Source organism: Methylobacterium nodulans ORS 2060, from assembly GCF_000022085.1.
GTDB lineage: Bacteria > Pseudomonadota > Alphaproteobacteria > Rhizobiales > Beijerinckiaceae > Methylobacterium > Methylobacterium nodulans.
The window spans coordinates 7,057,256-7,076,971 of record NC_011894.1 but is presented as its reverse complement, the minus strand read 5'-3'; the positions used below and the strand labels follow the sequence as shown (position 1 = coordinate 7,076,971).

The 19,716-nt window shown below is 67.9% G+C and carries 23 protein-coding genes; 7 read left to right on the top strand and 16 right to left on the bottom strand.

Going from position 1 to position 19,716, the window contains the following annotated elements:
- Nucleotides 1-40: 40 nt before the first annotated feature.
- Genes MNOD_RS33035 through MNOD_RS33020 form a run of 4 tightly spaced genes read right to left on the bottom strand, consistent with a single transcriptional unit; the run spans nt 41 to nt 4,455 of the window.
- Entirely contained in the window at nt 41-1,897 is a 1,857-nt protein-coding gene (locus MNOD_RS33035) for a phage portal protein (protein WP_015933303.1), read from the bottom strand.
- Nucleotides 1,897-3,372, bottom strand: a complete 1,476-nt coding sequence (terL, locus tag MNOD_RS33030) for a phage terminase large subunit (protein ID WP_015933302.1) — start codon at nt 3,370-3,372, stop codon at nt 1,897-1,899. The genes MNOD_RS33035 and terL overlap by 1 nt, the downstream gene beginning before the upstream one ends.
- Nucleotides 3,329-3,793: a hypothetical protein gene (locus MNOD_RS42460; RefSeq protein ID WP_015933301.1), complete on the bottom strand. Its 465-nt coding sequence runs from the start codon at nt 3,791-3,793 to the stop codon at nt 3,329-3,331. Before MNOD_RS42460 ends, terL begins: the two co-directional genes overlap by 44 nt.
- Complete coding sequence (locus MNOD_RS33020) at nt 3,790-4,455, bottom strand: methyltransferase domain-containing protein (RefSeq protein WP_244424609.1); 666 nt, start codon at nt 4,453-4,455, stop codon at nt 3,790-3,792. The genes MNOD_RS42460 and MNOD_RS33020 overlap by 4 nt, the downstream gene beginning before the upstream one ends.
- Before the next feature lie 107 nt (nt 4,456-4,562).
- Between MNOD_RS33020 and MNOD_RS42005 the strand changes: the two genes are divergently transcribed.
- The gene (locus MNOD_RS42005) at nt 4,563-5,579 is read left to right on the top strand and encodes a DUF3489 domain-containing protein (protein WP_015933299.1); all 1,017 of its coding nucleotides are present in this window, start codon (nt 4,563-4,565) and stop codon (nt 5,577-5,579) included.
- Here MNOD_RS42005 and MNOD_RS33010 read toward each other — a convergent pair.
- The 12 genes from MNOD_RS33010 to MNOD_RS32955 all read right to left on the bottom strand — a co-directional run bounded on the left by MNOD_RS33010 (nt 5,527) and on the right by MNOD_RS32955 (nt 15,348).
- Nucleotides 5,527-6,939 (bottom strand): asparagine synthetase B family protein, encoded by a 1,413-nt coding sequence (locus MNOD_RS33010; protein WP_015933298.1) that lies wholly within the window; start codon nt 6,937-6,939, stop codon nt 5,527-5,529. The genes MNOD_RS42005 and MNOD_RS33010 overlap by 53 nt on opposite strands.
- 14 nt (nt 6,940-6,953) lie before the next feature.
- A complete protein-coding gene (locus tag MNOD_RS33005) occupies nt 6,954-8,165 on the bottom strand; it encodes a DNA cytosine methyltransferase (RefSeq protein ID WP_244424608.1) in 1,212 nt (403 codons plus the stop codon).
- A 153-nt stretch (nt 8,166-8,318) separates the two neighbouring features.
- Nucleotides 8,319-8,873 (bottom strand): ParB/Srx family N-terminal domain-containing protein, encoded by a 555-nt coding sequence (locus MNOD_RS33000; protein ID WP_015933296.1) that lies wholly within the window; start codon nt 8,871-8,873, stop codon nt 8,319-8,321.
- 397 nt (nt 8,874-9,270) lie between these two features.
- Nucleotides 9,271-10,035 carry a transcription termination/antitermination protein NusG gene (gene nusG, locus MNOD_RS42000; protein ID WP_015933295.1) on the bottom strand — a complete coding sequence of 255 codons (765 nt, stop codon included), beginning with the start codon at nt 10,033-10,035 and terminating at the stop codon, nt 9,271-9,273.
- 47 nt (nt 10,036-10,082) lie between these two features.
- A complete protein-coding gene (locus tag MNOD_RS41995; RefSeq protein ID WP_015933294.1) occupies nt 10,083-11,192 on the bottom strand; it encodes a hypothetical protein in 1,110 nt (369 codons plus the stop codon).
- A gap of 2 nt (nt 11,193-11,194) precedes the next feature.
- A complete protein-coding gene (locus MNOD_RS32985) occupies nt 11,195-12,658 on the bottom strand; it encodes a replicative DNA helicase (protein WP_015933293.1) in 1,464 nt (487 codons plus the stop codon).
- A complete protein-coding gene (locus MNOD_RS32980) occupies nt 12,658-12,906 on the bottom strand; it encodes a hypothetical protein (RefSeq protein WP_157091617.1) in 249 nt (82 codons plus the stop codon). The genes MNOD_RS32985 and MNOD_RS32980 overlap by 1 nt, the downstream gene beginning before the upstream one ends.
- A 92-nt stretch (nt 12,907-12,998) precedes the next feature.
- Nucleotides 12,999-13,238, bottom strand: coding sequence for a hypothetical protein (locus tag MNOD_RS32975; protein WP_015933291.1), 240 nt, complete (start codon nt 13,236-13,238; stop codon nt 12,999-13,001).
- A 1-nt stretch (nt 13,239) separates the two neighbouring features.
- Complete coding sequence (locus tag MNOD_RS32970) at nt 13,240-13,920, bottom strand: hypothetical protein (RefSeq protein ID WP_015933290.1); 681 nt, start codon at nt 13,918-13,920, stop codon at nt 13,240-13,242.
- Nucleotides 13,917-14,441 carry a RuvC family protein gene (locus tag MNOD_RS32965; RefSeq protein WP_015933289.1) on the bottom strand — a complete coding sequence of 175 codons (525 nt, stop codon included), beginning with the start codon at nt 14,439-14,441 and terminating at the stop codon, nt 13,917-13,919. The genes MNOD_RS32970 and MNOD_RS32965 overlap by 4 nt, the downstream gene beginning before the upstream one ends.
- Nucleotides 14,442-14,460: 19 nt before the next feature.
- On the bottom strand, nt 14,461-14,865 hold the full coding sequence (locus MNOD_RS32960; RefSeq protein WP_015933288.1) for a hypothetical protein: 405 nt from the start codon (nt 14,863-14,865) through the stop codon (nt 14,461-14,463).
- A gap of 237 nt (nt 14,866-15,102) precedes the next feature.
- Nucleotides 15,103-15,348, bottom strand: coding sequence for a helix-turn-helix transcriptional regulator (locus tag MNOD_RS32955; RefSeq protein ID WP_015933287.1), 246 nt, complete (start codon nt 15,346-15,348; stop codon nt 15,103-15,105).
- Nucleotides 15,349-15,467: 119 nt separating this feature from the next.
- Here MNOD_RS32955 and MNOD_RS32950 point away from each other — a divergent pair, with 119 nt between their 5' ends.
- From MNOD_RS32950 to MNOD_RS32925, 6 genes are all read left to right on the top strand, one after another.
- Nucleotides 15,468-16,205, top strand: a complete 738-nt coding sequence (locus tag MNOD_RS32950) for an XRE family transcriptional regulator (RefSeq protein WP_015933286.1) — start codon at nt 15,468-15,470, stop codon at nt 16,203-16,205.
- A gap of 514 nt (nt 16,206-16,719) precedes the next feature.
- Complete coding sequence (locus tag MNOD_RS32945; RefSeq protein WP_015933284.1) at nt 16,720-17,136, top strand: hypothetical protein; 417 nt, start codon at nt 16,720-16,722, stop codon at nt 17,134-17,136.
- Between the two features lie 12 nt (nt 17,137-17,148).
- On the top strand, nt 17,149-17,484 hold the full coding sequence (locus MNOD_RS32940) for a hypothetical protein (protein ID WP_015933283.1): 336 nt from the start codon (nt 17,149-17,151) through the stop codon (nt 17,482-17,484).
- A complete protein-coding gene (locus tag MNOD_RS32935) occupies nt 17,484-17,747 on the top strand; it encodes a hypothetical protein (RefSeq protein ID WP_015933282.1) in 264 nt (87 codons plus the stop codon). The genes MNOD_RS32940 and MNOD_RS32935 overlap by 1 nt, the downstream gene beginning before the upstream one ends.
- A complete protein-coding gene (locus tag MNOD_RS32930; RefSeq protein WP_015933281.1) occupies nt 17,744-18,691 on the top strand; it encodes a YqaJ viral recombinase family nuclease in 948 nt (315 codons plus the stop codon). Before MNOD_RS32935 ends, MNOD_RS32930 begins: the two co-directional genes overlap by 4 nt.
- Nucleotides 18,688-19,713 carry a recombinase RecT gene (locus MNOD_RS32925; protein ID WP_015933280.1) on the top strand — a complete coding sequence of 342 codons (1,026 nt, stop codon included), beginning with the start codon at nt 18,688-18,690 and terminating at the stop codon, nt 19,711-19,713. Before MNOD_RS32930 ends, MNOD_RS32925 begins: the two co-directional genes overlap by 4 nt.
- Nucleotides 19,714-19,716: the final 3 nt, after the last annotated feature.

Sequence of the window (19,716 nt, the reverse complement as noted above, 5' to 3'; positions counted from 1 at the left end):
AGCCACGCGAGGCAGGCGAGCCAGACGATGCCGAGCCAGATCACTCGGCGGCCTCCAGCTTTGCCCGCCAGTTCTCATCGATCGGCTCGAAGATCTCGGGGCCGAAGACGAGCGGGCCGTTGTAGGGCTGGACCTTGGATAGATCGATGTCGCCCGCGTTCCATGAGAACGTGACGTGGGGCTGGTATTCCGGGTGATCCCACGAGGCGCCCGCGTCGATGATCTCCTGCCAGCGCCACCTCAGGTCGGAGGAGGCGAACAGCAGAACCACCGCCTCGCCGAAGCGCTCGATCAGCCGCGGGCCGCCGGCGTCGATCTTCAGCTGCTCGCCCTGCCAGGTTTGGCCGACCTTCATCCAGTCGAGGGGCTGACGGCTGTAGGCGATGGTGACGTGCAGCTCGCGCGCCGGCATCAAGTCCGAAAACCCCTGGCTGCCCGCCCAGGCGAGCAGGTCGTCCCCATTGAGGAGCTTGCGGCTGACGTAGAGGCTCCGCGGGGTGGCGTCCGCGACCTGGCGGGCCGGGAATGGCACCACGGTGCCGGTGAAGCCCTCAGCCGGCTGGCCGTCCGGCCCGAACTGGTCGGCCTGCGGATCGTCCTCGGTCAGCGGCGTGTCGCCATGCTCATCGTAGGCCACGTCAATGCCCGGCAGCAGGCCGCTGTCGGTGACGAAGCCCTTGACGCCCTTCGCCAGGATCTCGTCGGGGATGACGGCGGCGTTCGCCAGCACGTTGACCGCATCCGAGATGGTCTTGAAGGCGTCGGCCTTCTCCTTCTGGGTCGGCTGGTAGAGCGGGCGCCACTCGTACCAGACCTCCGGAGGGCGATCGCCGAGGGCATGGCGGATCAAGAGCTCGTCCAGGCGGGCGATCGCCGGGGTGAGGACGACCTTCTGCTCGGCAGCGCAGCGGTCGTAGTAGTTGCGGGTATCGCTATCGCCGGTGGCATTCATGCCCTGGGGCGATTGGCCGAGCAGCCGGGTCGCCGGGATATCGGCGGCCGCCGAGGCGACCAGCAGGAACAGGCGGACCACGTCGGGCAGGCCGGTGAAGGACAGCTGCTTTTGCTCGTAGACCTCACCCTCTGGGCTCCGCCCGTCGCCCTCCAGCAGGAGCATGTTGACCATGCTCTTCATCTGGGCTGCGTACTCGAACCGTTTCGTGAGGTCGGCGGTACCCTTGGCCGTGGCCAGCTGGCGCGAGAGGCCGGGGACGAAGATGATGTCCTGCTTGGCCTCTGGCAGCATCGCATTGACGTAGGCGGCCGAGGAGGTCGCCTGATCCACCGCATCGAAGACCGCCTGGAGCACGCTATCGCCCCAGCCCTGCTCTGTGGCCTGGGCGTTCACCTCCAGGAGCGGCGCGCCGATCAACCGGATGACGCGCGAGGGGTGGATCCGCTGGACGCCGCTCTTGGTGCCGCTCAACGTCCACTCAACCGGCTCCCCGAACCAGGGCGACTCCGGGTGCATATCGATCTGGCCGGGGGTGATCTCGTAGCGGCCAAGGACGTGGACATAGCGGATGCCGCCCCGGCGCAGGCGCTCGGGGACGAGCGGCTGGCTGGGATCGGCCGCGCCGTCCCCGATCAGCAGCGCGGCGCCGCCGTCGCGCCGGGCCCGGCGCAGGGCGTCGAGCAGCTTGGTCTGGAGGCTCAGCGCCTTCTCGGCCGCCTCGATCGCCTCGACCTGCTTGGGGTCCGCCTGCCAGCTGCGCCACTCGCGCAGCATATCGAACGGCACGATATCCACGATTTTGCGAGCGACCCAGTTGCCGCGGTAGGCGGCCTGGATCTCCTCGGGCGTGCGCGGCAGGAAGACGTGGGTATTCCCCAGCGTCTTATCCTTGGCGGTGCCGATTCCGCTGAGGAAGTTCTTGAAGCCGTCGATCAACCACATCAGTCGAGCACCGACATCATCCCGTAGCTGGACTTCGCGAGTTCTTGGAAGGCGCGCGATAGGGCGTCGACCTGATCCTTGAAGCTGCCACTGGGGAAGGAGGACACCTCGTCCAGAAAGGCCTCATTCCAAGGCCCCACGACGAGAACGATATTGCCGGCCTCGGCCTGGGCCGAGACGGGCAGGGCGCGGGTCTCCTTGTCGCCGCTCTCGGGCGTCGCCCGGGCGATGAAGCCGGCCAGCTGCCCGATCAGGTACTGCGCCTGGAACTTGCCGGCGCCGCCGGGATCCTGGGGCAGTGAGATCCGCACATCCTCGCCGTCCTCGCGGGCGGTATTCACGATCATGCGTTCGAGCTTGCCGGCCGAGACCCGGTCGCGCCGCACGTCGGCGATGTAGAACGTCCCATCCGGGGCGCGGCCGAGCAGCAGGCCGGCGGTGTAGGCGGGCTGGCTGCTGCCCTTGGCCTCGGAGGCGGCCAAGTCCCAGGACCGCACCCACTCGCAGCCGGCCGGCGCCGCGCGGACGATCCCGAACCAGTGGCGCTTGAACAGGCCGCCCTCGCGCGGGGCCGGGCGCTGCTGGTATTGCCCGGCATAGGCGTAGGAGCCCATATCGTTCCGCAGCTGCTCGACGGTGGTCCGCGGGAAGCGGATCGGATCGAGCAGCTCGCCATCGCGCTTGCGGGGGTCCTTGAACCCGATCGTGGTGACGCAGCGCCGCTCGGCCTCGAATTCCATCGGCAGGCAGAGGTGCACGTACCCCATGTTGTGCTTCAGGATCGTGCCGCTGATGTCGTCCTCGTGCAGGCGCTGCATGATGACGACGATCGCGCTCTGCTCCTGGTCGTTCAGGCGGTTGACCGCGCCCTCCCTGAACAGGCGGGTGGTGGCGGCCCGCTCCGCGGGGCTCTCGGCCGTCTTGGTCGAGTGCGGGTCGTCAATGATCAGCCGGTCGCCGCGCTGTGAGGTCAGTGACCCGAAGGGCACGCCCTCGCGCGAGCCGGTGCGGGTGTTGGCGAAGCTGGTTTCACCGGCGCGAGTCAAAACCACCTCGGGCCAGAGCGCCCGGTACCAGTCCGACAGGATCAGATCCCTCGCCTTGCGGGTGTCGCGCTTGACCGGGATGTCGTTGAACGCGGTGGCGAGGTAGCGCATCGAGGGCAGCGCCGCCGGCCCCCACTCCCATGCCTGCCAGAGGACCGACGCCAGGAGGCTCTTGGACGAGCCCGGCGGCACGTTGATGAGCAGCCGGTTGATATCGCCCCGCGTCACCGCCTGGAGGTGGTCGCAGATCGCGTCGATATGCCAGCCATGCACGTAGGGGGTGCGGGGCTCCAGCACATGCCACGCCTCCCTCACGAAGCCCTGGAGGGTGGAGCAGCGGGCCCGGATCCGCTCGGCGTCGCGGGCAACCCGCTCAGCCTCGGCCTCACGCGCTCTCCTCGCCCTCTCCGCCCGGAGCGCCGCCATCATCGTCGCCGGATCCACCGGCAAGCGGGCCGAAGATTGCCTCAAGCGCATTGAGTTGTTCCGGTGTCGCCTTCGACAGGTCCACGGTCGTAATGGGCGCGCCGCCCGGCCCGCTGACCTCCCGGGGCGGCTCCTTCCAGCCGGCGCGCGTTTTCAGCCAGAATATCTGCGCTGTGGTCTGCCCGGGGCCGCGCGTCGTAGCGTTCTTGTATAGACTTTGCGCTACTTTCGCGTTTGCAGATATCCGGCCGCGGAACAGCTCTTCTGCATAGTGTTTGCGTAGCGTCATAATCGCTACGCCGATATACCGTGCGATATCCTCTTCCTTGATCCCGAAGCTGGCGAGGGCGGCAACCTCCGTGCGCTTGCCCTCGGGTGGATCATGTGGGGGACGCCCGCCCTTGTTCTTGGGCGGCTTGCTCATTCCCACACCTTCGCTGCAGCGAAGATCCAGCCTGAGAAGTCACCGAAGCGGAATATCTCGGTGAACCCGGCCATCTCCTGGGCGTGCATAGGGCGCTGGACCCCGGCCAGGGATAGCTCCTTGGCGATCACCTCATCCGGCTTCGCCCCGGCCTCGTACTTCGCCGCGAGGGTGAGCCGATACATGATCTGCCCGACCTCGCCGCCGATCGGCTCGCGCTTGTCGAACACGATCAGGGCGCCGGCGGGCCGTAGGGCCGCCTTCATCCGGTTGATGACGCCGAGGCGCTCAGCCGGCCGGACGAACATCAGGGAGAGGAAGCAGATGATGAGGTCCGGGCGCCGGGCCGCGAAGTCGTAGGACTCGGCCTCACCGATCTCGACAACGCCGGGCGCGGCGTAGGCTTCAAGCATCGCCGGGCTGTTGTCGACGGCAATCAGGTTAGCCCGGCGCGCCCTGAGGGTCGGGGCGAGCGCCCGGCCGATGTTGCCGGTACTGGCGCCGAGGTCGATCACCACTGATCCGTCCGCGATGAAGTGGCGGGCGAAGTGGACGACGATCCCGGTAGCGAGCTCGTACCACGGCAGCTGTTCCCGCACGTGGGCGTCGAACGCCGCGGCGATCTCGGGACGCTGGAAAGTCCAGTTGTCGGGAATGTGCATTTTTTGCATCAGAAACTGTGTACATCCCGCGGGATGCACCCTACGAGTTCTTGCGGCGGCGGGTACCGCCCGGGGTTCTAGCCCGGATCAACACGAGGACTACTCAGATGACCGCTATCCTTGAGACCCTGACCAATGGCGCGCTCGCTGGTCTCTACCAGCAGGTGACTGGCGCGAACGCTGCGCGGTTCTCGTCTCGCGCCGCCGGCCTCAAGCGGGTCCGCGCCGCTCTGGAGTCTCGCAATCTGACGGTCGAGATCGAGGACGGCGCCCCGATCCTTATCAACCGCGTCGAGGCGCCGGCCCGCGCCGGGGTGAGACAGGGCCGGTCCAACTTCGACGCCCACGTTACTGACCGCGCCGTTACTCTCAACACCGCCGCGGCCATGGCCGAATACAAGGCGGAGGACGTGGTCGCCGAGCTGCCCGAGGGCACCGCTGCGGTCTACCGCGCTCTCCTGGGGCAGGCTGAGGGCTGCGTGTCGACTGACGACACCGGTCGCCAGTTCCGGACGACCTACCTCGACAACGCCCGACCGGGCGGTATGCCGCCGCGCGTCTTCGCCGCCACCCTGTCGGTCCTGGCCCAGCGCGGCCTCTACCGGCCCCTCGACAATGAGGCGTTCGGTGAGGTGCTGCTGACCTCGATCGAGACCGCAACCCCGATCGGTATCAAGGCCGGCGCTGGCCAGCTGGATGCCCACGTCGAGGCGATGCGCTTCGTCCGGGCTGATAAGGGGGCCGTCGCCAGGCTGCTTGATCAGGTCCAGGCGCCGGCGCCGGCCGCGGCGGAGGACAATGGGATATCCGAGTACATCCGCCGGCTCCGTTCGATGCCCAACGAACGCCGGCCCGGGCTGCGGGTGATGGATCCCAAGCCTGGGAAGGAGAAGCCCGCCAAGGCGGCGGACGGTCAGCCCCGCGCTGGCTCGAAGAACGAGCAGATGCTTGCGATGGTCCTCGCCGAGGGCGGAGCGACCGAGGAGGAGATCTGCAAGGCGATCGGGTGGAAGGCCTGCGCGGTCACCCTGAAGCGAGCCGCCGCGAAGGCCGGGATCAGCCTGACCCTGGTCAAGCAGCCCGGCGAGAAGCGCGGGCGGTACGTCGGCCAGCGGGCGGCCTAGCGATAGCGGCAGGCCCGTAGGCCGTTTGCACGACCGACCGATAGAACGCCGCGGGATCCGGAAGCACCCGGCCCGCGGCGTCTGACATTCCGGCGCCGCCCTGGAAGGTGTCCTTCGGGCGCTTCACGACCCAGCCGGGGACGATGCCGGCGGCGGCCTGCTTGAGCGCCCCCTTACCGGGGGGGCACTCGGCCTTGGTCATCGCGATCACCGCCTCGACCAGCCGGCGCTCGATGAAGGGCAGGCGGCACTCAACCCCCGCCGCCATGAACGCCTTGTTGCAGCGGACGAAGTTGCCTCGGGCCATCTTGAGCAGCTGCGCGACGCGGATCTCCCGCCAGCCGATGTCACTAGCGCTCGCGCCCTTGATGCACATGTTGCCGTAGCCGCCGAACAGCTCGTCCGCGGCCTCCCCTGATAGGCATGCCTTGAACCCGTCCGACGCGATCGCGTGGGCAAGGGGGATGCAGAGCGCGGCGATCTCGACCTGGGCCTTGCTGTCGATCTCGATGGCGCGGGCCGCGGCCTCGAGCGCATCCCCGGTCGGCGCCGGGACGGGGACCTCGACCAGGGGGACCTCGAACTCGTCGCAGAGCCGGCGGGCCGCGCGGAGGTCCGCACTCTCCCCGTCGAGTACAGCCGTATAGGCCACCACGTCCGGCTTGCGCGCCTTGGCGAGCGCGAGGACGAGGGATGAGTCCAACCCGCCGGAGATCAGGCAGCAGAGCGGGGCATCAGCGACAAGCCGGCGCTCGACCCCATCACGCACGAGGCTGATGAGGCGGTCATTGATCCCGGGGTGCTCGGGCCGCTCATACCAGGGCCGGACCTCACCGTTAGGGAGGTCGAGGACGCAGCCGGGCGGGAGCGGGGCGGCAGGGCAGTCCCGGCCGAGCCCTTTGCGCTCGCTTGACCAGGCGAATCCGTTGCCCTTCCGGTGGACGTACAGGGGGATCTCGCCGAAGCGGTCACGGACGAGGATGTGCATCTCGCCCTTGCTCCAGGCGAAGGCGAACATGCCCTCCAGTCGCGCCAAGCCGTGAACGCCCCACCGGTGCAAGACCGCGGCGAGGACTTCCGTGTCCCCGGCGGTCCGGAACCGGACGCCTTCAGCCTGAAGCTGAGCACGGACCTCCTGGTAGTTCCAGATCTCGCCGTTGAAGGTGAGCACGGCGTCCCCGTAGCGGAACGGCTGGTCGCTCGCGCTGGTAAGGTCCACCAGGGAGAGGCGGACGTGGCCGTGCACCGCCGGCCCGGCGGAGAGGACGCCGGATCCATCCGGACCCCGATGCGCCAGCTGCTCCAGGCGCGACGAGACGTCGAAGCCCGGCAGGTTGAAGGAGCCGATGATCCCGCACATCAGAGCTTCGCCAGTCAGAGCTTCGCCAGGATGTGATCGCGGACGGTCGCCGCGACGTGGCTCATCATCACCGGCGGCACGGCGCGGCCGAGGCGCTCCCACTGCTGGGCGAAGTCACCCTTGAGCACGTAGTCATCAGGGAACCCACAGATGCGCCGCAGCTCAGCGATGCTGAATTTCCGCTTCTCGTACGGGTGGGTGACGCTGGCGATCGATCCGGATCCGCCGGACGCCGTGACGGTCGGGCATGGCGCGTTCGGGTCGGGCCGCACAAGCTGGAAGTACCGGTCGCTCTGACCCGGCCCGCCGAGCTTGTCCCACTCCTCACCGATCGCGAACCGGCTGATATCCGCCTCCGGCTCGACCTCACCGTACACCTGGTAGTGGTTCGCGTTCACCGAATTGACGCCGACCGTCACGGTCGGGCAGGGGCGGTTGGTGATCTCACCTGCCCCGTACAGACCGGAGGTGTCGTGTACCGCCCGCGTGATCCAGGGGAGCGCGTCACGGACGCTGTAGCGGAAGGGCAGCGGCTTAGGGAACGCCGGGCTCAGCCCGAGATCATCCCGCACCCCGACGAAGATCAACCGCTGCCGGGCCTGTGGGACGCCGAGCCACTGAGCGTCGAGCAGCTGCGCCTCGACCTTGTAGCCGAAGGACTTCAGCTTGCGGATGATCTCGATGAAGTAGCCCTTAGCGGTCCCCTTGACCAAACCGCTCACGTTCTCGGCTACGAAGACCTTCGGCCGGACGCCATCGATCAGGCGGGCGTACTCGAAGAACAGATCATCCGACCGCTGCTGCGTATCCGAGTAGGCCTTGACCGTGCCCCAGCCCTTCTCACGCTTGCCGGCCGTCGAGAAACTCGCGCAGGGCGGGGAGCCGTCGAGGATGTCGAGCTCGCCCGGCTTGAGGCCGGTGGCGAACAGGAGGTCTTCGGCGGTCAGCTGCCGGATGTCCCGGCCGTCGAGGATAGTCGACGGGGAGGCATTCGCACGGTAGGTCTCCCGGGCCGCCTCGACGAACTCGCTAGCGAACAGGATCCGGTACCCGGCCATCCGGTACCCGGTGCTCGATCCGCCTCCGCCCGCGAAGGTCGAGATGACGTTGAAGCCGTTCCACGGCATCTCGCGGATCTCGGCCATCAGCGGCACGCGGTAGGGGGGCTTCTGCGGACCCGTAGCGCGGGCGCGCGGGACTTCGTCCGTGATCACGATCTCAGGCACGTAACCCGCCACAATTGTCGGCGCCGGGCGGTCGGTGCAGTCCATGAAGGCGTGCGCCCGCCCCGGGAAATACCGTAGCCGATCCTCGGCTTGCTGGAGCTTCGCGCCGGCTGAGACTAGCCCAGTCGCACGCTCGATCCAGAGCCGTGGCACTCACGCCACCTTGCCCGACCACTGGTACCCGCACTTCGGGCACTTGTGCTCGGTCTCTACGTCTTCGTCGAAGCTGCCGAAGGCGGCTGGCGGATTATCAGCGGTGAAGAGGTCGCCGATCGCCTCGGCGGTGAAGCCGGTCAGCGCGGTATCGAACCCCTCATCCTGCAGCGCCTTGAACTCGACCCGGAGCAGGTCATCGTCCCAGGTCGCGTTGAGGGAGAGCTGGTTGTCCGCGAGGATATAGGCGCGGCGCTGCGCATCCGACCAGCCGGTGCAGTCCACGACGGGGACCTTGCCCTCGGGGATCGGCGCGCCGTTGGCGAATTTCAGGGAGGCGCCGGCTGCGTAGAGTTCCCGCGCGGCAATCGAGCGGGCGTGCCCGGCTACGATGCCATTGGCGTCGGCGAGGATCGGGTTCGTCCAGCCGAAGTTCTCGATGCTCGACTTGAGCTGCTCGATTTGCTCCCGCGAGTGTCGGCGAGCGTTGCGCTCATAGGCCTTCAGGCTGTCGAGAGCGCGAAGCGTGATCCGCGGGGCGGCCTGTTCTTTCATAGACTCTAGAATCCTCAATCGGCGTCCGAGGAGGGGGTGTCCGCCGCATTAGGTCTGCGTCTCGATCGATGCGGGCCGGTCTCGTCACCGGCTCCGAGTTCCGCGTTGGTCGCCTGCCCAGGGAATGGATACCCACGGACCCCAGCGCGCGTCCGGACCCTACTCTCAGGCGGTGCGTGTCCTTCCACACTGCCGCATCGAACTCGGAAACTGCCGGGCGGCGGGTGCCGTACATCGGTCCGCCGATTTTGGGCACAAGCCGCCCTTTGCCTCGTCATTCCTCGCTTGGGGGCGACGTGGGCCGGGACCTGGGGGGCAAGCATCGGGCCGTTGGCTGTCAGCGCCTACGCACGCAGGTTACTCCTGGCGTCTGGATAAAGGGCGGCATTCCTGTGAGTCAAGTCCGCTCGACCTGTGAGAAGTCGAGTCCAACCGACGATATGCGGCCGAAGATCTGCACACCTACCTTGAGTCGCCTCGTCACGAAATCAGCGTCCTCGACCACGCCGTTAAACGAGGCGAACGGCCCATCCTTGATCCACACCTCGTCGCCGGGCTCGAATGCGCTGGGGTCGCGCTCGGTGAGCGTGTCGGAAAGCGCCTGGACAAACTGGCTGAGCTCATTGGGGGGGACCACGATCGGGCGGCCCAGGCCGTCGCGCACGGCATCGCGGACGAAATAGGTCTCGCCGTGGACGGCATCGACCGGTGCACCGGCCTTAAGCCCCACGAACAGGACGCGGCGCAGCAGTTGGCGCTGGACGATGCGGCGCCGGCCGTTCTCGGCGACCACCTCCACGCGCTCGTCGGTGAGCACCGCGGGGATGCCGGCGCGGTTGAGGTCTTTCGCAGCGCGGCGGGCATATCGCGGCTTGGCGACCACTACGTGCCACCTCCTGCCCGCGTCGATGGCCGATTCCGGCCGATTGTCGGGGCCGCGGGCGGTCTTCTGCGAGCTGGGCGGTACCTCCTCCGCATCGGCGGAACGGCCGCCAGCGGCCTCCTGTGCGGATTCCACGTCCGCCGCCAGCGTGGCCAGAGCCTCGCGCTGCTGCTCGCCCTGGGGATGGAGGCTGCGGCGGGCGGCCTCGGCCGTGAGCCGGGACCGCTCACGGCGGGCCTTCTCGCGACGGCGGCGGCGGCGGCGTTGTTCGGGGGTCATCGGCGCACCTCGGCTGGTGTGACGGGGTTGCGGGAATCGGGGTGCGGTCAGGCGGCCTTGCGGGCGCTCTCGATCAGTCGGCGAGGGACGTGGCAGCCGGGCTCGTTCGGCTTCGGCCCGAGGAACGGGAACCAGCTGCTCGGGTCCTGGCGCCAGCGTTTCACGCAATCGCGGAGGAAGGTCTCGGAGTAGTCGCCCGCGCCGGGAATCGTAACCTTCGGCCCGTCATCGCGCTTCGGCTTGGCGGAGATCCCGTCCCGCTGCCGGGCGACCCGTTGCCGAACGACGCGCTCCTCGACGCGCTCGGCGACGATCTCCCACGAGTAGATCCGCCGCTTGCCGGATAGGGCGTCGAGGCAGGCGGGGATGATCTCGTCCTCGAGGTCGAATCCCTGGGCGATCAGGCGGACGATCGGGCCGATCGCTGGGCTCTGCGGGGCGTGTGGGACGGCCTCACAGATCCGGGCCAGTACCCGGTCGTAGGTGGCGTGATTGTGCTCGATGGCCGCGGGCGCCACGGCCTTGCCCGCTGTCGAGGGGTTCGAATCCTCCCCCAAGGCGCGGCTGGGCACGTTCTGACCGGGCTGGACATCGGCCGGCGTGTCCGCGGGCAGGGCGTCGGCACCAGCGGCCTCGGCGTCATCCTCATCGCCCGCGGCGGCCCCCGCCGGGTTGGGGCCGCCCTCGCGTGTACGTGCGCCCGCGCCCGCGGGGGACGGGGCGCCATCGCTGCCGCGCCTAGTATTATCCTTTTCCCTTTCCTTTTCCCTTTCCTTTTCCGGCAGTGAGCCCTCAGTGAGTGACCCCTGATCGGGTACCGTCTGAGCCCACGGCGGAAGGGGTGTCATGGGCTTTCCGCGGCGGTTGATGTTCTGGTGGCGCCAGCCCGTAACCTCAAGAAACTGTTTGTTATCAACGTCGTAAAACCGGACGAGGCCACTCACTGAAAGCTCAGTGAGCATTCCGTGAATGTCGGCCGCCGTGAAATCATCGGACGGGTAGATCTGCGCCTTGATGCGCTTGGCGGAGACCGCCATGCGCCCGTGGTCATCGCAAAAATTCCATAGCCCGATGAACAGGAGGCGCGCCGGCACTGAAAGCTCCATGACTTGCTCGGAGGTCCAGTACTCGGGCTTGATGGTGCGGATGCGGGCCATGGTCAGGCTCCCGGGGCGAGGGCGTCGAGCCGGGACGAGGCGACGTCGCAGAACAGCTCAGCGGTGGTGAGGGGGCCGGCGCGGTTCTTCCCGAAGATCACCTCTAGGATGTTGCGCCGCTTCGCGAGGCGGTCAGCCAGATCGGGGTCACCGGTCCGCTTGACCTTCTCCTCAAGGTAGTAGGCATCGCGGTAGAGGAAGAGGACTCGGTCCGCGGCCTGCTCCAGGGAGCCGGAGTCGCGCAGATCGCCGAGATTCGGGCGCCGGTCAGTACGCTCTTGCTTTTCCGTCTGCCTGTTCAGCTGGACAAGCAATACAATGCAGACATCCTCAGCCTTCGCGACGGTCTTGAGACCATTTGCGATCTCGCTGATCTCAAGGTTGCGATTGCCCTTATAGCGGTCGGGCGACTTGATGAAGTCGAGGTAGTCGATGAACACGACACCGAGCTTGTGCCCGCGGCGCGCCATCCGCCGCCGCTCAGCCCGGATCCCATGAACGATCTTCGGAAGGGTGATGTCATTCCCGACCTCAAGGCGCAGGGGCAGCCCGTCGTACTGCGACTTCGCCCAATGCAGCCGGTACATATCGGCGTCGGAGAGGCGTGTAGCCTGCATGACATCGCCAAATTCGATCGCGCCCTGACGATCCCATGCGATGTCGGTCAGGTACCGGGCGACCTGCTGCTCCCGGGTGATCTCCAGCTGGTAGACGAGCGTACCAGCCTTCTGAGCGGCACGGCGGCTGAACGAGGTCAGCACTACGCTCTTGCCCATCCCCGGGCGCCCGGCGATGAGCCAGAGCTCGCCGCGTCGGTACCCGCCCTTCGTAAGCGCGTCGATCACGGGCAGACCGGTCGGAATGGCCTCATCCTCGAGCGTCCCATTGCGCTTGGCCTCGACACGATCAAGCAGCCACTGCGCAGCCTCGTCGCCATACATGCCGGCTAGATGATCGGAGCCCTCATCCGCGCGGCAGTCCAGCATGGCCGCCTCGATGTCGTCGACGATGCTGTCGGACGAGGACTCGATGCCCTCGTTCCGGGCGCGATCGGCGGCCTGCTCGGCCGCCTGGATGATCCGGCGCCGGGCAGCGAGATCACGAACGATGAGAGCGTAGCCCTTGGCGTTGACGGTGGTCGCCTGCACCGCCAGCTCGCGCAGGTACGCGCCGAGGGTCAGATCCTCATCGACCTCCTTGTCGCCGATGTACGCCTTCGCGGTGATCGGCGTACATGGGAGACCCTGTGCGATCATCGCGGCCATCTCGCGCCAGATCTGCCCGTGCAGGGCCTCGAAGAAGTGCTCCGGGGTGACGATGGAAGCGACCTCGGCCATCACGTCGTTGTTGTGCAGGACCGCGCCGAGCAACGCCTGCTCAACATCGATACTGTGCGGTAGCGGGGGGGCCTCATTCTGGCCGCCGCCGATCCCCTGGAACGGGATGACGTTGCCTTGCCTGCGCATCAGGCTCTCCTCGTGGTGGTGCTGAAGTCACGGCTGGCAAACAGCGCCAGCCATCGCGCCCACGCGGCACCCGCCGCGCGGCCGTCCTCAATCCGGCACGAGCCCGCGGCGTTCGCGCGGGTGGCCAGAACCTCGTCCCAGGCCCGCGCTAGCTCGGCGCTAATCGCAATGAGCCGGAGGGCGGGAATTCCGTAGGCGATCTCCTGCCACTCGGCCCATGCGCGGCCGGCAGCCATGCCCTTGAGCAAGTCCGCGGATGCCTCCGCGGCTTTGTGGGCTTCTCGGTAGAGGCGCCAAGCGAGAGGCTCCCCAACAGCACCGATACGGCGATGGGCGGCGCTCATGCGGCCCCCCGATCGTAGGCCGCCAAGATGCGCTCCCGCTGGCGGACCGGCAGGGCTTCGAGGATGCGGAGCGCCAGAGCGCGCCGCTCCGGATCGAAGTGGTCGCCCAGCGCCTCCGCGGCCGGGCGGGCTTCCGGTACCGCGCCGATCGCGCCGGTGAGGCGCACGGCGTCGGTCCCGCGGGTGAAGATCCCGACGATGCCGGCCTGAAACACGGGCAGGGACCGGAAGCTCATGTCAGGCCCCCGCGAGCGCGAGCAGGGGCGCATCCGCCTGGACGCCGTAGAGGCGGGCATCGTCGGGCCGCGTGCAGCGCGCCCGGGTGCCGGGGGGCAGATGGGTGAATTCGGGCTTGCGGCCGCGGTTCGCCGTCTTCCGCCAGATCACCCAGGCGTAGTCGGTGGCGGTGCTCGCCGCCGGATCCCAGCGACCGCGGGTCATGGGCACCCGCTCGCAGAACTGCGCCACGATCGAGGGCGGCTGCGGGCCGAACAGCTTCTCGTAACGCTCGGCCCCGGCGAGCCAGGAGGTCCGCACCAGCAGCGCCATGCCGACGCGGGCGAGCGGCAGCGCGGTCAGGGCGAACTCGAGCGCGACCGAGAAGGGCGGGTTGGTGATGATCCAGTCCGGGCGGTAGGCGTGCCCGGCCGGGTCGAGGAAGTCCCGCACCCGAAAGCCGCGGCCGTAGTCGAACACGTCCGAACCTTCCGCGTGCCAGAACTCCTCCTGCAGGGGCCCGACCATGTGCCCCTCGCCGCAAGCCGGATCCCAGACCTCCTGGCCCGCGATCGGCACGCCGCGCTCGCGCAGCAGCGCGCAGAGCGCGCGGGTCGCCCACGGGGGCGTGGGGAAGAAATCGAGGGCGGTCGGCGGCTCGCGCCGGCTCGCCATCACGGCGCGGGCGTCCCGGGTCTTCATGCGGCCCTCAGCGGGCGGGCGCCGAGCGGCCCGGCCAGGAAGCGGCCGGCATGGGCCTTGGCGAAGGTGCAGACGCCCCCGACCCAGAGGGCGAGGGCGTCGGCCTCGTCATCGCGCTGCACGTCCCAGCCGTAGCGGCGGGCGACGTGCATCATGGTCTCCTTGTCGGCCCGGCCGTGCCCCGCGAACCGCTTCTTGTTCGTCTGGATATTCTCCTCGATGCAGCGGATCTCGGCCTGGTGGCAGACCAATTCAGTCACCCCGGCGAGGCACATCAGCTTGCGGGCAGTGGTGATATGGGTCTTGCCGGGCGTGAGGATCGGCGCCTCGAACACCACGATCGCGATGTCCTCGCCGGCGATCTTTAGGCTCAGCCAGTCCTGGAACGCCGCGAGCAATTTCCCGATGTCATTGCCCGTCGAGGGCAGGGTGTAGTGCCCGAAGGCTGGATCGCCGTCCGGCGACCCGAGGGCCCAGCCGGTCGAGGCGACCGAGAGGTCGAGGGCGAGGATCTTGCGCATCGGCGTAGCGCGTCCCGGCTCAGTTTAGGGTCTTGCCGCTAACGCGGGTCGGCTTGATGCCTTTGGTGATCGCCTCTGCATTCGCCGCGGCCTGGGCGGCGCCGGCATCGGCCGGCGGCTGGTCAGCCTTCGGCGCCTCAGCGAACAGGTCGGCCTGATCATTGAAGCCGAGTACGTCGCAGTAGTGCCGGAACGTCTGGAGGTACGCGGAACGGTCCTGAGCCTCCATACGCTTGAGCGCCAGTGCGGCCTTGAACGCCTTCCGATTGATCCCGAACCGCTCCTCCGCGTCCTTGATGAACGCGCCCATTTCGCCCCTCGCGCTGTCCATCTCCGCCTTGTGACTGTCGGCCTGCGAAAACAGCGTCTGCAGAACTTCAGCGGCGGTCATCGTTCCGCCGTTCTCACTCATCCGTGCGGCCATTCGTGTTACTCCCGAGTAGAGCGGCCGGCGGCCGCGCGCTGCTATAATCCAGTTATTGACGACGAGCCGAGGAAAACGATAATTGAGGGCGGCAACGGCTCATATATCGTGCCGCAGAAGCTGCAAATCCGCGAAGCACTTGAAGAAGTGCAGAAGCGCCGACCGGCAAAGGGGCTGTATATTGCGCTGTGCACGCAACCGGCGACCAACCGAGGCCCTTAGGAAGGCGGGCGCTCATCACGCCGCGCACTCCCGCGGCACGGCGGCAACAGCGGCGCGCTTCGCCGCAAGGCAGATCGCAAGGAACTGGTCGGCGGTGACCCTGCCACCGGTCACCCGCTCGACATCGAGCGCGATGTCCAGGCTGACGTTCCGCTCGCCGCGCAGCGGCCGGGAGATCGTCGTCGCCGCGCGGCCCATCCGCTCGGCGAGTTTGGAGACGTTATCGCCTGTCTCCTCGAAGTACTGCTCTAGCGCGTTCATGCCGCCGCGAACCTCAAAGGTTGGGTCCGCCAATGTTGCCAAATAGGCAAGATGAATTCAAGCCTGTTGGTTGCCTATCTGGCTATGGCCTCGGGCGGCTGGTCGGGCGAAATTGTCGAATGGGCAAGACCAATCGAACGCGGCTCACACCTGCGGAGAAGCCGAACCGCATCGCGGAGTGGCGTGAGAAGCGCGGGCTGACGCTCGAGGCACTCGCTGAGGCGACCGGCTTCTCGACGGGCTATCTATCCCGCATGCAGAACGGCAGCCGGAACGTTTCCCTCAAGAACCTGGCGAAGATCAGCGAGGCCCTTAAGGTTCCTGTTGCGGACCTGGTTCCGGAGGGCGAAGAAGTACCTCCCGGCGGGGAGGCGTCCCCGATCCCGCTGCCAAAAGGGATGGTGCGCGTGATCGGGATTGCAAAAGCCGGGCTGTTTAGGGAGGTCGAGTCCCTGGCCTACTTTGTCCACGATCCAATTCCGGCCTACCCAGACACGGAATTTCCTCACGCTAGACAGTTCGCCGTGTTAGTTGAAGGCGACTCTATGAACGCCGCTACCCCCGTTCCGATCCCGGACGGGGCAAAGTGTATTTGCGTGGACTTCGACGACATCAACATTCCCCTCCGGTCTGGAATGAAGGTCGTTGTAGAGCAGATCCGCGACGGCGGCCATCTGCGCGAGTGGTCCGTCAAAGAGGTGAAGCTGTTCGCCGACCGAGTTGAATACCACCCGCGCTCGACGTCTCGCGAGTTCAAACCGATCGTTGTGCCCAAGGATGCTACGGCCGACACCGGCCGGGTCGTGCGCGTCCTTGGGTTGGTGCGTGAGGTCAACGCACGGATGCCTATCTCCTAAGCACCCCAATCATCGGAATCCGCATCCCAGGAGCCGTGGGCATGGTCGACGCCCGTCAGCTGGGCTGACGGGCACTCGCAGACGCTGCAGACTACGACCATCCGGCGCAAGAGGCCGCATTCCAGAAAATCCTCGATATTGGCCGGCGGCTCTGCTTCCGTACTAGCATCCACTAGCCGCATTGTATCTTTCAGACAATTTGCGCAGCGCAGGTGAACTGCGAAGGCATGCGGGTTTCTGCCATTGATTATGTCGTCGGCCGTAAGACTGTCCTGACTCATAGCGGCTCCCGAGTCGACCCGTTTGTTCTCATTTCGTTCGCGTTCCGGCCGGGAGTCAATCGGCGGAATTCCCGTTTTGCGTGCCTGTGGAAAGGTGTGGATTGTGGAGCTGGACCGGGCCCGATGCGTGAGGGTCGCCACATTGCTAGTGCCTATTTGGCAATTTCTCACTTGCGTGAATTTTGCCTCTTTGGCAAGGTTGTGCCATCGCGATCTCGCGACGGAGCACGCCGATGCCGTCCCATCAGGAAACCTCGATCGTCGCCTTTCCCGGCCCGGGCGACACCGCCAAGCGCGTCGCGGCCTCCCGCCTCCGTGACGCCGTAGAGGCCTTAGCCGCGGCCGAGCGGCGCCTGAACGAGATCACCCTTACCCTCGTCGCGGGGTCCATCGACTTCGCGCGCACCAGCTCTGACGCCGAGAAAGCTATCACCGAAGCGACCGCCCGCGTCTTTGAGCGCCGCCGGGCGCTGGATGAGATCCGGTTCGAGCTGGTTGCCCCCGAGGATCACCGCCTCGTCGCGAACGACGAGGAAGACCTCGAGCGGGCGCACAAGGCCCGCCTCCGCGAGATCGAGGCCGAGATCCCGACCTACGCGCCGCCGCGCCTGACCGCGGCGTGCCTCGGCCTGTCCTCCGTCTCCCGCTGAAGGAAGTCTGCCATGTACGCGGCTGCTTGCGCCGGGGCTCGTCCCGGTGCGGATCCCGTCATCCGTCCCGTCATGGATCCCGTCGCCCATGCCGGGAAGAATGCCCTGATGGAGGCCGGCATCATCCCGCTGCTCGGCCTGCCCCAGCCCGAGGTCAAGGACGAGGCGCATACCTTGCGCCTCGCGGTGATCGGGCTCCGCGCCCGGCATCAGGCGACGGCGGTCGACCTCGATGAGATCGCCGGGCTGCTGCGCGACGGCGCATCGGAACTGGCCCTGGAACGGGTCGTCTCGCTCCGCGCCTTCGTCGCCTCGGCCGCCGCCGGCCTCGCTCCAGAGACGCTGTGATGCTGACCGGCGATCAGCTCGCCGTGGCGATCGCCTCGGCCCCTGTCCTGCTCCTGGCCCTGCTCTGGGCGGCAGGCGACCTCGTCCGCCTCTGGGCCCAGCAGCGCCCGGCCGCCCGCCCGCGGGGGACGGCCCGCCGGGCCCTCGGCGACCTTCTCGGCGCGCTGCTGCTGTCGGCCGCCTGGGGCTTCTTGGGGCTCTCCACGCTCTGCGACGCGCTCGGCAAGCGCGCCGCGGGCCAGCGCTACGGGGGCGGCCGGTGAAGATCGAGCGCCACCGGATCAACCCGGCCAAGGACCGCGCCGGCTGGCTCGCCCTGCGGGCCCCGGACATCACCGCCTCGGTCGCGGGCGCCATCCTCGGCGTCCACGAGTACACGACCCGCTTCGAGCTCCACGCGCTCAAGGCCGGGCACCTCTCCGAGGATCCGACCGAGACCCCGGCCATGCGCCGGGGCCGCCTCCTCGAGGACGACGCGCTGCAGATCCTCGCGGAGGACCGGCCGCACTGGAAGGTGACGCCGGCCAACAATGTCTACCTGCGCGCGCCGGACCTTCGGATCGGCTGCACGCCGGACGCCTACGCGGTCGATCCCGAGCGGCCCGGCCGCGGGGTGATCCAGGTCAAGACCACCTCCGACTTCGTCTTCCGGCACAAGTGGCGGGCCGAGGGCGAGATCGAGCTGCCGCTCTGGATCGCCGTCCAGGCGATCGTGGAGGCGAAGCTGGCCAAAGCCGCCTGGGCGGCGGTAGCGCTCCTCGTGGTCGGGCACGGCCTCGACCTGCACGTGGTCGACATCCCGCTCCACGCCGGCATCTGGGACCGCCTTGTCGAGGAGGTGCGCGGGTTCTGGCGCGGGGTCGAGGACGGCGTGCCCCCGCCGGCCGACTATACCCGCGACGGCGATGCGCTGGCCGCCCTCTACCCGCCGGACGACGGCCTGCCGGTGCTCGATCTCTCAGGCGACAACCGGGCGCCCGCCCTGGTCGATGAGCGCGCCGCGGCGGCCGCCGCGATCCGCGACGCCGAGAAGCTGAAGAAGGCCCTCGACGCCGAGCTGGTCGAAAAGCTCGCCGGCCACACCCAGGCGACCCTCGGCGACGGCCGGCTGATCGTCCGCAAGACCCAGCACCGGGCCTCCTACACGGTCCAGGCGACCTCCTTCCCGCAGATCACCATCCGCAACCCGAGAAAGGCAGCCGCATGAGCGCTGGAGCCCTCACCCTGTCCGACGCCGAGAAGAAGATCGCCGAGCGGGTCGATGTCGGGTCGGCGAACGCCCTCACGGTCTCCTCTGAGCGCGGCGGGATCGCCTTCGCGAATGCCGGCCAGCTGCTCGAATTCTCGAAGATGATGGCGATCGCCAAGAGCGGCATCCGCGCCCACCTGCGCGGCAATCCGGGCGCCTGCCTCGCGATCGTCACCCAGGCGGTCGAGTGGGGACTGAGCCCCTTCGCGGTCGCCAATAAATCCTACTTCGTGAATGACCAGATCGCGTTCGAGAGCAGCCTGATCCAGGCGGTGATCCTCAAGCGTGCACCGATCAAGGGCCGGATCCGGTTCGAGTACACGGGCGAGGGAGATCAGCGGCGCTGCCGGGCTTGGGCGCGCCTCGCCGACGAGCCGGACGAGATTGTCGAGTACACGTCGCCGCCGATCGAGAAGATCACGCCGAAGAACTCGCCGCTGTGGAGGAATGACCCGGATCAGCAGCTGTCCTACTACTGCGGCCGGGCGCTCTGCCGGCGCCACTTCCCCGATGTGCTGCTCGGCGTCTACGCCGAGGACGAGATCGAGGCGACCCCGGCCCGCGGACCGGAGGCGGCGCGGGATGTGACGCCCCGCGGGCTCGCCTCGAAGCTCGACGTCCTGGCGGCCGGGCCGAAGGCGCCGCTGCCCGTGACCGATGCCGTGGAGGCCTTCACCGCCCCGGAGGAGCCGCCCCAAGAGACCGCGGAGGAGGCCCGTCCGCCCGTGGACGACTTCCCGGGGGGTGATGCGCTTGTCACCCCTCCGACCGAGCGGGAGCCCGGCGCGGACGAGGAGGAGGGCGAGGACAAGTTCCTGGGCGATCCCGAGCATCCGGACTTCAAGGCGGGGGCGCTGGCCAAGCAGCGCGGCCACCGGCGGCGCTGCCTGAACCAGTCAATCGCGGGCGATCCCGAGCGCCTGAACCGCTGGTTCGCTGGCTACGACAGCGCCGAGGCTCTGGCGGGCAGGGAGGGCTGACCG